This window comes from Ruegeria sp. H9, assembly GCF_056532915.1.
Genome location: NZ_JBQFNX010000001.1, coordinates 397,938 through 411,167, shown reverse-complemented (window position 1 = coordinate 411,167; position 13,230 = coordinate 397,938). Strand labels below are relative to the sequence as shown.

Below are 13,230 nucleotides of genomic sequence, written 5' to 3'. Positions count from 1 at the left end.
GCCCAAACAAAACCGTCAGGACTTTCCCATGAATTTCAAACAACGCATGCTTTCTGGCGAACCTCTCGTCGGAACGTTTCTCAAGACACCAGCCCATGAACTGGTCGAGATAATTGCCAAGTCGAAACTGGACTTCCTGTGCCTGGATGCGGAACACGCACCCTTTGACCGGGGTCGGTTGGATATCTGCCTCGCCGTCGCGCGCGCACTGGGGTTGCCGACGTTGGTGAGGGTGCCGACTGGGTCGGCGGACGAGATTCTCAAGGCGCTCGACAGTGGCGCGACAGGTATTGTTGTGCCGCATGTCGACAGCGCCGAAAAGGCCCGTCGCATTGCGCGCGAGGGTCGTTTTGGCCATGGTGGCCGCGGCTATGCCGGATCAACCCGGTGGGCAGGGTTTGCGACGCGATCTATGGCTGATGTCCTCAAGCAAAGCGAAGAAGAGACAATTATCATTGCCCAAATCGAAGAACCAGAAGGCGTCGCAGAAGTCGATGATATCGCCGCGACCGAGGGCATCGACGGGATTTTTGTAGGGCCTGCGGATCTTGCGGTGTGCTACGGCGTGACTGATCAGTCCGACCCACAGGTTCTTGATGCAATGCGACGCTCGGGCGATGCAGCCAAAGCACATGGCAAGACGCTGATGACCTTTGCAGCCAGCGCAGAAGCCGGACTCAAGCTGCGCGACTATGGGGTGACCATGATCTTCGTGGCTTCAGAACACGCCTTCATGCTTCGCGCTGCAAACACGGAAGCGGAGAACTTCCATGGCGCCGCGAGGACGTGAAACGCACAGGGTTTTTAGTGGAAAGGGTCTTGGGATCGAAGTGGTTCGCGAACCCTCGGATGGCTACTGGTCGAATGTCTGGAACAAGAAACCCTGGTCATTCTCGTACTGGTCGGGCCGCCCGACTGAGGACTGGATGTTTGCTTCGGCCTATACCAACGACACCAAATTGAACGAGACCGCCTGGCGCACAGGCGAAGCCGCCGATCGCTTCAACGCCATCGTGGTCGAGGCCCGTACAGAGCTGGACGACGCCAAACGCCGCACGCTGTATGCCGAGGCGCAGACTTTGGTTCATGATGATGGCGGTGCTATCGTTCCGATGTTCGCCAATCATATCATGGGTGTTGCCAAAACCGTCGCCCAGGGCGAGATCGCCGCGAATTGGGAAATGGATGGTGCCAAAGCCCCTGAACGCTGGTGGCTTGCCTGATCGCGCGCTCTCCGTCTGGTGGCCCGTGTCGGCAGATTTCTGGCCTGCAGAGACGATAGATGTCGCTTGCAGGCCTTTCTGTCGTAATCCAGCTTGCTGCCGCTATCTAGAAACTGCACATTTCGCCCATGACACAGACTGACATTCCGAATCCTACGGACCGCCGCGCAACCGGCTGTGATCTTGTGATCCTTGCATAAAGCAGGGCCTCGGGCCTTTTGCTTTACGCTGCGATTACAGAAATTTCGGAAGACCTCATGACAACTCAAACGCTGCGCCTGGCCATCGATATTGGCGGCACCTTCACCGATACGGTCCTTGTCTCTGGCGAAGAGACAATCCTGGCCTCCACCAAGACCCTGACCACCCATCAGAACCCTGCCGACGGCGCCATGGAAGGGGCCGCGCGAGTAATGCAGCAATCGGGCCGGACGCTGGATCAGGTGACCGGCTTTATCCACGGCACCACCCTGGCGACCAATGCGCTGATCGAACGTCGCGGCGCGGTGGTGGCGACGGTGACCACCGAAGGCTTTCGCGACATCCTGGAAATCGCGTATGAGCGGCGTTATTCGCAATACGATATCAACCTCGAGAAGCCTGACCTGCTGGTGCCGCGCGAGCGTGCTCTGACCGTGCGCGAACGCATGTCGGCGGGTGGTCAGGTATTGATCGAGCTCGAAGACTCGGCCATCGACGCACTGCTGGCCGATATCGACGCGAGCGGCGCAGAGGCCATAGCGATCTGCCTGATGCACGCTTATGCCAACCCCGCCCATGAACGCCGCCTACGCGATGTGCTGGCTGAGAAGCGGCCCGATCTGACCGTCTCGATCTCGTCCGAGGTCAGCCCCGAGGCGCGCGAGTTCGACCGGCTGTGCACCACTGTCGCCAATGCTTATATCCAGCCGCTGATGCAGACCTATCTGGCCCGTTTCGTCGACCGGTTCGAGGCCGAGGGCGTGACCTGTCCGATCCTGATGATGACGGCGGGCGGCGGCATGTGCACCGTGCGCACCGCCGCGCGTTTTCCGATCCGGCTGGTGGAATCCGGCCCCGCCGGAGGGGCCATTCTGGCCGCCCGCATCGCCGCCCGCACCGGGCTGGATCAGGTGCTGTCCTTTGACGTTGGCGGCACCACCGCTAAGCTGTGCCTGATCGACAAGGCCCGCCCGCAGACCTCGCGCCAGTTCGAGATCGCCCGCGCCGCGCGGTTCATAAAGGGCTCGGGCATGCCAGTGCGCATCCCGGTGATCGAGATGATCGAGATCGGCGCGGGCGGTGGCTCCATCGCCGGGGTGGATCGGTTGGGACGCCTGACCGTGGGTCCGAAATCGGCGGGGTCTGAACCCGGACCCGTGGCCTTCATGCGCGGCGGCACCGAGCCCACGGTGACAGACAGCGACATTACGCTGGGCTACATCGTGCCCGACACATTTGCCGAGGGGCATATCGAGCTGGACCCCGAAGGCTCCAAACAGTCGCTGAGCCGGGTGATCGGGTCGAAACTAGATCTCGATGCCGTTGGCTCAGCCGACGGCGTCAGCCGCATCGTCGACGAAAGCATGGCCAGCGCGGGCCGGATGCACGCGGTGGAATCGGGCAAGGATCTTGGACCGCGCACGATGATTGCCTTTGGCGGCAACGGGCCGTTACATGCCAGCCGGGTGGCACGATCCGCCGGGGTCAGCCGCATTGTAATCCCGCCCAATCCGGGCGTGGGGTCTGCCGTGGGCTTCCTGTTCGCACCCGTGTCGTTCGAAATCGTCCGCTCGCGCTATTCGCTGTTGGACAGCATGGACATGGATGAGATCAACGCTCTGTTCGACGCAATGATTTTCGAAGCCAAAGGCGTGGTTGCCCAGGGCGCGGGCGATGCCCCGACCGAAACCCAGCGCACCGCCTTCATGCGCTACAACGGTCAGGGTCACGAGATCGAGATCACCCTGCCCGACCGGCATCTGACGGCAGACGATATTGCACCGCTGACCACCGCCTTTGAGGAAGAATATCGCAAGCAGTTCTCACGCCCGGTGCCGGGGATGCAGATTGAGATTCTCAACTGGGCGGTGCGCGCCGCGACCCTTGACAGCGCCGTGCCACCAGTGCCCGCAACACCTGCATTGACGACCATCACCGCACCCGACACTTGCCCGATCACCTGCGATGTGGACGGGGCGCTGAAACAGGCCGCATTCGTGGCGCGGGCTGACCTGAACCCCGGCGATCACGTACACGGCCCCGCTCTGATCCACGAACCGCAGACCACAACGTTGGTCTCGGCCGATTTCTCGGCCCATGTGGATGCCATAGGAAACCTCGTCCTGGTTCAGGACCAGAAAGGAGGCGCATGATGACGACCGATCTTTCCCCCGCCCGCCTGCAAGTGATGTGGAACCGTCTGCTGGCGGTGGTCGAAGAACAAGGCCAGACCCTGATACGCGCCGCCTTCTCCCCCATCGTGCGTGAGTGCGGCGATATCTCAGCCGGGATTTTCGACGTCAATGGTCGGATGCTGGCACAGGCGGTAACCGGCACGCCGGGCCATATTAACACCATGGCCGAAGCGGTGCAGCATCTGCGCGCCGCCTTCCCGGTTCAGACCATGAAACCGGGCGATATCTACATGACCAACGATCCGTGGCTGGCCTCGGGGCATCTGAACGACTTCCTGTTGATGATGCCCGCGTTCAAGGATGGCAAGGTGGTGGGCTTTACCTCGTGCACCTCGCATCTAGTTGATCTGGGTGGTCTGGGCATGGGCCCCGAAGGCTCCGACATCTATGACGAGGGGCTGCTGATTCCGCCCTGCAAACTGGTCGAGGAAGGCACCCCAAACGCGCTGCTGCTGGACATCATCCGCGCCAACAGCCGCGAGCCCATCGCCAACGAGGGTGACATCTATGCCCTGATCGCCTGTTGCGAGGCCGGGGTGAACCGGCTGGTTTCGATGATGGAAGAGTTCGGCCTGACCGATCTGGATGCGCTGGGGTCCTATATCATCGACACTTCGCGCCGTGGCACGCTTGAGGCCATCGCCGAGGTGCCCGAAGGTATCTACAAAAACGTCCTGAAAATGGACGGCTATGAGAATGAGCTGGAACTGCACGCCGCGCTGACCGTCAGTAAATCGGGGATGCATGTGGATTTCACCGGCACCTCGGGCTGTTCGCGCAAGGGCATCAACGTGCCGCTGAACTATGCCACCGCCTATACGGTGTTCGCGCTGCGCTGCATCGTCGGCTCGGACATCCCCAACAATGCCGGATCGCTGGAGCCGTTCACCGTCGACGGCCCCAAGGGCTGCATCCTTAACGCACAGCGCCCAGTGCCGGTCGCGATGCGGCACACGCTGGGTCAGGTGACACCCGATCTGGTGCTGGGCTGTCTGCATCAGGCACTGCCTGATGCAGTGCCCGCCGAGGGCGCAAGCTGCATGTTCGACCTGCCCATGCGCCACGCCCCCGAGGTGGCCCGCGACGGTGGGCGCGAATTCGCAGTGGAACCGGTACATAATGGCGGCACCGGTGCACGGCCGCATGCGGATGGTCTGTCAGCCACCGCCTACCCCTCGGGCGTGTTCGGTTCGCAGGTGGAGATCACCGAAAGCGTCGCGCCGGTGACCATCTGGCGACGCGAGCTGCGCGCGGATTCCGGTGGCGCGGGCAAGTATCGCGGCGGGCTTGGGCAGCGGATCGAGATGACATCGGCCAACGGCGCGCCCTTCATCGTGTTCCTGTCGGTCGAGCGGCTGAAATTCCCCGCCCTGGGCCGCATGGGCGGTCAGCCCGGCGCGCCGGGGCGCATCCGGTTCCGTGATGGCGACAGCGACATTCCCGGCAAGGGAGAGCTGCGGGTCGAAGGTGGCGATTACCTGATCTTCGACACCCCGGGCGGCGGCGGTTTCGGCGACCCGGCAGACCGCGACCCCGACGCGCTGGCACTGGACCTCAAATGCGGTCTGGTCAGCGCCGAGGGCGCCAAAGCCTACGGAGGTGACGCATGATCCGTCCGGTTTCTCATGTCGGCGCCATGGGCGCCTATGCGCTGGCCGATCTGGGTGGTGAAGGCACCATCTCGCTGGCGCAGAACGAAAGCGCCTTTCCGGCCAGTCCGTCCGCCGTGGCGGCCGGGCAGGCAGCGCTGGCTGATCTGACGCTCTACCCCGATCCCGAATGGCCCGATATGCGCGCGGCCATTGCCGGGGTACACGGGGTCGACCCGGCGCGGGTGCTGTGTGGCGCGGGCTCGATGGAGCTGATCGGCTGCCTGATCCGCGCCTTTGCCGGGCCCGGCGATCACGTGCTGGGCACGCAATATGGTTATGCCTTCGTGGCCTCGGCCACGGCACAGGCGCAGGCCGAATACGTGGCCGCGCCCGAGGTCGATCTGACCGTCTCGGTCGATGCGGTTCTGGCCGCCGTCACCCCGGCGACCCGTATCGTGTTCGTCTGTAATCCGGGCAATCCCACCGGCACCCTGATCCCGAATTCCGAGATCCTGCGCCTGCGCAACGCGCTACCCGGCGACGTGCTGCTGGTGGTCGATCAGGCCTATGCCGAGTTCGCCGATGCCGCCAACGATCCGACTGAGGTTTTCGGGCTGGCGGACCGGGGAGATACCGTTATCACGCGCACCTTCTCCAAGGCTTACGGGCTGGCCGGGGCACGCGCCGGGTGGGGCTATTTCCCCACCGACATCGCCAGAGAGCTGCGCAAGCTGTTGAACCCCAACAACATCTCGATTGCCTCGCAGGCTGCGGCAGCGGCAGCGATGCGCGATCAGGCGCATATGCGGGACGTGGTCGCGAAAACGGCAACCATTCGCGATCGGTTCGCGCAGGACTGCCGCGATCTGGGGCTGATCGTGCCGGATAGCCACACCAATTTCGTGCTGATCCACTTTGCCTCGACCGAGCAGGCGCAACAGGCCGACGCCGCGCTACGGGCCGAGAAACTGCTGATGCGCGGTATGGGCGGCTATGGTCTGTCCGACTGCCTGCGCGCCACGATCTGCGACACGCCGGTGATGGATCGCTGTCTGGCCGTTCTGAGAAAGGTAACGTCATGAGCCACGAAACGCGTACCCGGGCCAAGATCGGCGTGCTGGTGCCCTTCACCAACACCAACCTTGAGGCCGACATGGCCTTGATGCGCTGCCCGGACACCACCGTGCATTTCCAGCGCATGGGTGGTTATGACGTGGATGAAATCCCCGGTTCTGACCAGATGGCGGGGCTTGGGGCCTCGGACATCAGTCACGATCTGCGGATGATCTCGGGCGTGCGGCCGGATGTGGTGCTGTATGGTTGCACCTCGGCCACACTGACCCATGGGCCGTCTTTCGACGCCGATCTGGCGCAACAGATCAAGGCCGGATCGGGGGCGCAATCGCTGACCGCCGCCGGATCGCTGATCGTCGCCATTCAGGCGCTTGGGGCAACGAAAGTGGGCTTTTCCTCGCCCTATCTGGGCGAGATCAACACGCAGGCGATGGATTTCATGGCCGCAAACGGTATCGAAACCGTGCGTTGCGCTGATGTGGGCCGCGAACTGGGCAATTACGGGCAGGGAGAGCTGACCCCGGACGAAGTTTATGACCTCGCCTGTCAGGCCGACCATCCGGACGCGCAGGCCATCGTGCTCAGCTGTACTGACATGCGCGCGGTCGAGGCGGTCGCGCGGATCGAGGACACGCTGGACAAGCCGGTCGTGACCTCAAATCAGGCGATGATGTTCTGCCTGATGCGGGCGCTGGACCTGCCACGCCACGAGGCGCTACCGGGCCGGTTGTTCGATCTGCTGTAACCGAACCGGGGCAACGGTCGCCCCCCCCTGCCCCGATTTTCCATCAGGGTTCGCCGCTGCCGATCTCTTCCTTGCGTTTGGCGATATAGGCATCCAGCTCCTCACGCACAGAGGGGTCCATCTCGGGCATCTGATACTCGCGTAGCGCCTGCTGCCAAACCTCGGTGGCGCGTTGCAGGGCGTCCTTGGCTCCGGCCGCCTCCCAGTTCTCATAGTTCTGCCAGTCGGACAGCATCGGTTTGTAGAACGCGGTCTCATAGCGTTCCATCGTGTGATCGACGCCAAAGAAATGGCCGCCAGTAGGCACCGATTTGATGGTGTCCAGGCCCAGTTCATCCGTGTCAAATTTCATCGGCTTGAGGAATTCCATCATGTTCTGGATGATCTCGATATCCATGACGAATTTCTCATAAGATGCGGTCAGGCCGCCCTCAAGCCAGCCGGCGGCATGATAGACGATATTGGCCCCTCCCAGAACCGCGCCCCATGTGGCCATCATCGTTTCGTATGCCGCCTGCAAATCCACCACGTTGGATGCATTTGCGTTCGATGTCCGGTACGGAATGCCATAGCGCCGCGCCAGCTGCCCGCCGAGAATATTCGCCTTGGCATTTTCCGGTGTGCCAAAGGCCGGAGCCCCGGATTTCATGTCCACATTCGAGGTGAACGAGCCATACATGACAGGCGCTCCCGGGCTGACCAACTGCGTCAGCACCACACCGAACAGCGCCTCGGCGTTCTGTTGCGCCAGCGCGGCAGGAAGCGTGACCGGTGTCATTGCCCCCATCAGAGTGAATGGCGTGACCGTCACAGGTTGACCATACTCGGCCATCGCGATCAGGCCGTCACCCATGGCATCGTCGAACAGGCGTGGAGAGTTCACCGAAATGATTGTGATCACCCCCGGATCGCCGCGCATGTCCTCAGGTTTCTGACCGCGCGAAATCGCCATCATGTTGATGCCATCCATCGCCCGCCCGCGCCCGATAGCGGTGCAGTGAAAGCTCAGGTCGCTATAGCTCAGGTTGGCGTTGTAGGTGTCCAGATGGCGGTTGTTGGCGGGCATTTCGATCGGGGCCATCACCTGATTGCCGATCAGATGGATAGCGTTGAAGTGATGCGCCAACCGGATGAAGTTGCAATAGTCATCGTAATTACCCTGACGGCGGCCATTTATACAGTCATGTACGTTCGGCGGCCCGGCAACCAAACCAAAATTCACATGATCGCCGCCCAGCGTAATCTGTTTCGCGCGGTTGCGAGAGGTCAGCGTGAATTCCGAGGGCACCGTTTTCAACGCTTCGGCGACAATGGTTTCGTCCATACGGATGGTCTTGGTGTCGCGGTCTACGATGGCCCCCGCGCATTCGAAAATGTCCATAACATTGTCGCCCATCACCCGGATACCGGCCTCGGACAGAATGCGCATTGAGGTTGTATGCAGCTGATCCATCTGTTCAGGGTTTAACAGCTCGAATGGCGGATAGCTGTTGCGCACCTGTTGCCAGGGCAGCTGTTCGATCCTCACCGCCGCGCGCCCGGATTTGCCGCGTCGCCCGCCGCTGCGTCTGTCTCGTGCCATTGACCTAGTATCCCCGTTGTGGATTTACGATGTTGTTCAGCACCTCGCCCTTGCGATAGCGCATCAGGTTCTCGGAAAACATGCGGACCGATTTCAGATCCCAGCCGTCATAGACCGAGCTGCAGTGCGGTGTGACGATCACGTTGTCCAGTTCCCAGAACCTGTGCCCCTGAGGCAGCGGTTCGGTAACGAACACGTCCAGCGCCGCGCCTCTGATCCGGTTCTGTTCCAGCGCGGCCAGTAGAGGTGCTTCGTCAATTACCCCACCTCGTGAGACGTCGATTATCACCGTCGTCGGTTTCATGGCGGCGAAGGCCTCCGCCCCGACCAGACCGCGCGTGCTGTCCAGCAGTGGTACGCAAACGACGATAAAGTCAGCGCGTGGCCAGAGATCAGGCAAAGCCTCCATCCCGTGTACCTCGTCCACGTTGGGGGTCGGTTTCGGGCGGGCCCGTACACCGATTGTGTTCAGCCCCATAGCTTTGGACCGTGCCGCAACAGCCTCTCCGGTTTTGCCAAGGCCGATGATCAGCACCGTCTTGCTGTCGATAGGCTCGACTTTGCCGCCGATCCAGTCCCGCCGCGCCTGCGCGGCACGAAAGCCCGGGAAATCCAGCGTGAAATGCAGCATCGCCCCCAGCGCATATTGTGCCATCATATCGGCGGCGACCCCGGCGGCATTTGTCACCGTCACCTCATCAGGGTTCCAAGGGTTCAGGTGATCGGTGCCCGAGCCGCCGACCGAAGCCCATTTGATTTGCGGGTTCTCGACCAGTGCTGCGCGTGGAAAGCCGGGGGTGCCCGCAAAGCGAACGGAATAGACAACTTCGGCCCCTGTATCCTCGATCAAACCCGTGAGCGCCTCGTAGCTGTCGCAGGTGTGGATCGGCAGATCGGGATGACCTTCAGCAAGAACCTCACGGGCAGCGTCGGGGTTATCGGTGTGCAAGATCACGGTGGGGGATTTCATGCGGGTACCTCCGGTTGGAACTCGGCGCTTGCAATGGCTACCGCGTTGGCGAAAAAAGCAGTGGCGGCGATGTCGAAAAGGACATCGAACCCCGCACCTTTGCGGTCGTTGCGCCATGTGATTGCCTCGACATAGCCCACGCGGGTCTGGGCGATCTTTCCCACTGGAAAGGCACCGGACGACAGGTCGACCGGGCAAATCTTGGCCAGCAGATCGAACAGGCGCGGGCCGGTCAGGTGCATCATGGCCCAGGTTTCCTCGCGCCAGGAATAATAGCCCTTTGGCGTGGCGGCGACCTGCCACCGGGCATACAGGTCGGCAGGCGCATCCAGTACCACCACCTCTTCCTGACCCAGACGCAGAAGGCCATCGGCGGTTTCGTTGACGTCTGGCACCTTCAGGCCCTGCGATTGCAAAAACGCCACGGTGCCTCGGCCCTTGAGGCCAAAACGCGGCGTATGGGTCAGGTCCTGCACGATAATCTGCCCGGAAACCAATAGTGTGCCCTCAGCAGCGCCCTTTGGATCAAGCGGATAGGTTCGCATCATCACACCTCCTGCCGTTTGTTTTCAGGATCAAAAAAGGTGTGGCCGCGCACAGTTGTTACGACGCGCTTGCCATTGCGGCACTTCACCGTGACCTGCGATCCTTGCGTAGCGTCATCGCCATGCACATATGCCAGCGCGATATGGGTGTTCAGCGTCGGCGACCACAGGACCGAGGTCACATGCCCCACCGGTACATCATTCCTCAGTACCAGACAGCTTTCCCCCGGTACATCTGGCCCGTCGAATGTCAGCCCGACCAGCTTGCGCGGCAGGCCTTTGTTTCGGCGCATCTCGGTTGAGCGCTTGCCCACGAAAAACGGCTTGGTCTTCGAGATCGCCCATTCGAACCCCAGCTCTTCCGGCGAGGTCAGCGCGTCGGTGTCCTGACCAATCAGGATATGGCCTTTCTCCAACCGCAGAATCCGGCTGGCTTCCAGCCCGTAAGGGCGCAACTCGTGCGCGTGACCCGCCGCCATCACCGCATCCCACAGGGTGTGGGCATAGCTGGTGGGGCAGTGCAGCTCGTAGCTCAACTCGCCGGTGAACCCAATCCGCATGGCGCGCACCGGCACCCCGGCCACCATGCCGCTACGCCCGTCGAGATAGGCAAATCCATCGCGCGAGAAATCGATGTCGCTGTCCAGCGCTTCGACCACGGAGCGCGCCTTGGGACCGGTAATGTTGAAGGCCGAGAAGGCCGAGGTGACGTTCAGCACATCCACATCCAACCGCCACTGCGCATTCCAGAACAACATATCCGAATAAACCCGCGCCACGGCCCCGGTGGTGGCGGTGACATAGAACAGATCCTCGGCCAGCCGATACGCCACGCCATCGTCGATCACCGTGCCCATTTCGTTTGTCATCAGGCAGTACCGGCAGCGGCCCACAGGCTGCTTTTTGTAGGCCATGGTGTAAATGCGGTTGAGGAATTCGCCCGCATCCGGGCCACGCACCTCGAGCCCGCCCAGAGTTGAAACATCCAGCACGCCGACCCCATTGCGCACCGCATGCACCTCTTCTTCGATGAGGCGCTTGGCGTCTTGTTTCGGGCCGTAGAAATAAGGCCGCCACCACGCTCCGACCGGGCGCATGTCCGCCCCCAACCGGATATGTTCGTGATGCAGCGCTGTGCGCCTGTCTGCCGGGTGATGATGACCGGACAGCACGCCCAGCGTTTCGGGGCCAAAGGGCGGACGGGCCGTAGTCACGCCGATCTGCCCGATGGTGCGGTCGGTCGCCTTGGCCACCACCCGGGCGGTGGCCAGCGCCGAGTGCCGCCCTTGTGACGGCCCCATACCAACTGTGGTAAAGCGCTTGATCAGCTCCAACTCGCGATAGCCTTCCTTAACCGCGTTTTGCAGGTCCTTGATTTGAATATCCTCGTCCCGGTCGACAAAATCCTTGCCCTTGGGATGCCCGGCGATTGCCGGTTCGAAATTCGTCAACGCAGCTTCGACATCTTCGACCTGCGCGATGTCGCGGGTTGGCAGCCCCAGACGAGTCAACGCCGTCTGTGCCGCGCGTTGCGCATCGGCCACCACCGCATCAGGCGCAAAGACCCCGGCAACACCCCCGGCAATGCCCAGCGGAGCGTCTGGCAGAGACAGGGAAAACCGCGCCGCCGTTTCATTGTACCCAAGGTTCGCGCCAGCATGACAGGGCAGTTGCCACATTGGCGCATAGCCGACCGAAATTACCAACAGATCGCAATCTAGCCAGTCGCCTCCGACCTTTACGCCGGTAACATGGGTCTTGCCACGCGCCTCGCCCACGGCGCCGTGAATGACACGCGTTCCCCTTGTTGCCAGTTTCTGGCCAAGCTCACTGCCGCTGCCGCCGGGGCGCGGATCAACCACAGCCGCCAGTTCTACGCCTGCGTCCAACAGATCCAGCGCCACCCGATAACCGTCGAGATTGGCGGCCAGTACCACCGCGCGCTTGCCCGGTTTCACACCATAGTGCCGCATAAGCCGTTGCGCGCCAGTGCCCAGCAAGATGCCCGGCAGGTCATTGTTTCGGAAGATCGCGGGCTGTTCGATGCAGCCGGTGGCCAGCAGAACCTCGCGCGCGCGCGTCTTGAACAGCTTGTTGCCCCGGATCAGCGGCAGCCAGTTGTCCTCGAACCAGCCGTTCACCACTGTATCGGTCATGATGCGAAGGTTCGGCAGACTTTGCACTTTCGCCAGTAGGTCGGACAGCCTGTCGACATCGCGGCCATAGGTCAGCGCGCCGCCCAATACCGGCTCCTGCTCGGCCAGGATGACGTCAGCCCCGGCTTCGGCGGCTTCGATGGCGGCGGTCAACCCGGCCAGCCCCGCGCCGACGACCAGCAGGTCACAAAACAGGTTGGCCTTTTCGTAGTCTTCATGCGGGGCGTTGATATCCAGAACGCCCAGCCCAGCCTTCTTGCGGATCAGCGGCTCCCACAGTTTCAGCCAGCTATTGCGCGTCGGACCCATGAAGGTGCGATAATAGAACCCCACCGGCATAAATCGCCCCAGCTTGTCCATGAATGCGTCGCGGTCTCGCGCCAGTGATCCGTTGACGTTCTGCGCCGTAACTTGCAGCCCTGCCGAAATCGGATGCCGGTCGGCCTGCACGTTCGGGTCCGAGGGCAGTTGCACCAGCGTATCGGCCTCGGTGCCCGCCATCGACATCGCACCGCGCGGTCGGTGGTATTTGAACGAGCGCGACAGTATCCACTTTCCCTGCCCGGCCAAAGCCGAGGCGATCACATCACCTTCGTATCCCTGAAACGCCTGCCCTTCAAAGCTGAACGATACCGGCGCATCTCGGTTGATCCTGTTGCCCCAGGGTGCGGGAAGTCGGGCCATCACCTTTGCTCCAGCTCTGAGGGGTCAAAAGTGCGGATCACCTCGTTCATGGTGGCGTTGCGCTCGGCCAGAAAGAAATAGTTCGAGGGCACGTGCCGCCACCATTCCACCAGCGTTCCGCGTGAATTGTCGGCGCGGAACAGGTGACGTGCCCAGTCCTGATCGCTGGTTGCATCCGGGTCGGGGTTGGCGCGCAGAGGGCCGAAGCTCTGGAATTCACTAATATTGCGGGGCCCGTTCATCGGGCAGATCAGGATCTTCAT

The 13,230-nt window shown here is 62.1% G+C and carries 11 protein-coding genes; 6 read left to right on the top strand and 5 right to left on the bottom strand.

The genetic code is table 11. The features are described 5' to 3' along the window. The first annotated feature begins 28 nt into the window (after positions 1-28). The 6 genes from ACR0CZ_RS01850 (at position 29) to ACR0CZ_RS01825 (ending at position 7,030) form a co-directional block, all read left to right on the top strand. On the top strand, positions 29-790 hold the full coding sequence (locus ACR0CZ_RS01850) for an HpcH/HpaI aldolase family protein (RefSeq protein ID WP_480537114.1): 762 nt from the start codon (positions 29-31) through the stop codon (positions 788-790). Beyond that, positions 771-1,223 carry a hypothetical protein gene (locus tag ACR0CZ_RS01845; RefSeq protein ID WP_480537115.1) on the top strand — a complete coding sequence of 151 codons (453 nt, stop codon included), beginning with the start codon at positions 771-773 and terminating at the stop codon, positions 1,221-1,223. Before ACR0CZ_RS01850 ends, ACR0CZ_RS01845 begins: the two co-directional genes overlap by 20 nt. Positions 1,224-1,480: 257 nt before the next feature. Then, the gene (locus tag ACR0CZ_RS01840) at positions 1,481-3,577 is read left to right on the top strand and encodes a hydantoinase/oxoprolinase family protein (protein WP_480537116.1); all 2,097 of its coding nucleotides are present in this window, start codon (positions 1,481-1,483) and stop codon (positions 3,575-3,577) included. After that, on the top strand, positions 3,577-5,229 hold the full coding sequence (locus ACR0CZ_RS01835) for a hydantoinase B/oxoprolinase family protein (RefSeq protein ID WP_480502968.1): 1,653 nt from the start codon (positions 3,577-3,579) through the stop codon (positions 5,227-5,229). The genes ACR0CZ_RS01840 and ACR0CZ_RS01835 overlap by 1 nt, the downstream gene beginning before the upstream one ends. Beyond that, positions 5,226-6,293 (top strand): aminotransferase class I/II-fold pyridoxal phosphate-dependent enzyme, encoded by a 1,068-nt coding sequence (locus tag ACR0CZ_RS01830; RefSeq protein WP_170394111.1) that lies wholly within the window; start codon positions 5,226-5,228, stop codon positions 6,291-6,293. The genes ACR0CZ_RS01835 and ACR0CZ_RS01830 overlap by 4 nt, the downstream gene beginning before the upstream one ends. Beyond that, positions 6,290-7,030: an aspartate racemase/maleate isomerase family protein gene (locus ACR0CZ_RS01825; RefSeq protein ID WP_170394113.1), complete on the top strand. Its 741-nt coding sequence runs from the start codon at positions 6,290-6,292 to the stop codon at positions 7,028-7,030. Before ACR0CZ_RS01830 ends, ACR0CZ_RS01825 begins: the two co-directional genes overlap by 4 nt. Positions 7,031-7,073: 43 nt before the next feature. Here the strand turns inward: ACR0CZ_RS01825 and ACR0CZ_RS01820 are convergent, their stop codons facing one another. The 5 genes from ACR0CZ_RS01820 to ACR0CZ_RS01800 are packed head-to-tail and all read right to left on the bottom strand — an operon-like array spanning position 7,074 to position 13,230. Beyond that, complete coding sequence (locus ACR0CZ_RS01820; RefSeq protein ID WP_170465676.1) at positions 7,074-8,612, bottom strand: trimethylamine methyltransferase family protein; 1,539 nt, start codon at positions 8,610-8,612, stop codon at positions 7,074-7,076. Between the two features lie 4 nt (positions 8,613-8,616). Further along, positions 8,617-9,582 (bottom strand): D-2-hydroxyacid dehydrogenase, encoded by a 966-nt coding sequence (locus ACR0CZ_RS01815; protein WP_170394118.1) that lies wholly within the window; start codon positions 9,580-9,582, stop codon positions 8,617-8,619. After that, complete coding sequence (locus ACR0CZ_RS01810) at positions 9,579-10,127, bottom strand: aminomethyltransferase family protein (RefSeq protein ID WP_170394120.1); 549 nt, start codon at positions 10,125-10,127, stop codon at positions 9,579-9,581. The genes ACR0CZ_RS01815 and ACR0CZ_RS01810 overlap by 4 nt, the downstream gene beginning before the upstream one ends. A gap of 2 nt (positions 10,128-10,129) precedes the next feature. After that, positions 10,130-12,967: a 2Fe-2S iron-sulfur cluster-binding protein gene (locus tag ACR0CZ_RS01805; protein ID WP_170394123.1), complete on the bottom strand. Its 2,838-nt coding sequence runs from the start codon at positions 12,965-12,967 to the stop codon at positions 10,130-10,132. Continuing rightward, entirely contained in the window at positions 12,967-13,230 is a 264-nt protein-coding gene (locus ACR0CZ_RS01800) for a sarcosine oxidase subunit delta (RefSeq protein ID WP_170394125.1), read from the bottom strand. Before ACR0CZ_RS01800 ends, ACR0CZ_RS01805 begins: the two co-directional genes overlap by 1 nt.

Bases quoted from the DNA above. Each gene is read 5' to 3' on its own strand.
- ACR0CZ_RS01850 (WP_480537114.1), top strand. From the start codon at position 29: ATGAATTTCAAACAACGCATGCTTTCTGGCGAACCTCTCGTCGGAACG.
- ACR0CZ_RS01805 (WP_170394123.1), bottom strand. From the start codon at position 12,967: ATGGCCCGACTTCCCGCACCCTGGGGCAACAGGATCAACCGAGATGCG.
- ACR0CZ_RS01820 (WP_170465676.1), bottom strand. From the start codon at position 8,612: ATGGCACGAGACAGACGCAGCGGCGGGCGACGCGGCAAATCCGGGCGC.
- ACR0CZ_RS01810 (WP_170394120.1), bottom strand. From the start codon at position 10,127: ATGCGAACCTATCCGCTTGATCCAAAGGGCGCTGCTGAGGGCACACTA.
- ACR0CZ_RS01825 (WP_170394113.1), top strand. From the start codon at position 6,290: ATGAGCCACGAAACGCGTACCCGGGCCAAGATCGGCGTGCTGGTGCCC.
- ACR0CZ_RS01815 (WP_170394118.1), bottom strand. From the start codon at position 9,582: ATGAAATCCCCCACCGTGATCTTGCACACCGATAACCCCGACGCTGCC.
- ACR0CZ_RS01835 (WP_480502968.1), top strand. From the start codon at position 3,577: ATGACGACCGATCTTTCCCCCGCCCGCCTGCAAGTGATGTGGAACCGT.
- ACR0CZ_RS01845 (WP_480537115.1), top strand. From the start codon at position 771: ATGGCGCCGCGAGGACGTGAAACGCACAGGGTTTTTAGTGGAAAGGGT.
- ACR0CZ_RS01830 (WP_170394111.1), top strand. From the start codon at position 5,226: ATGATCCGTCCGGTTTCTCATGTCGGCGCCATGGGCGCCTATGCGCTG.
- ACR0CZ_RS01800 (WP_170394125.1), bottom strand. From the start codon at position 13,230: ATGAAGATCCTGATCTGCCCGATGAACGGGCCCCGCAATATTAGTGAA.
- ACR0CZ_RS01840 (WP_480537116.1), top strand. From the start codon at position 1,481: ATGACAACTCAAACGCTGCGCCTGGCCATCGATATTGGCGGCACCTTC.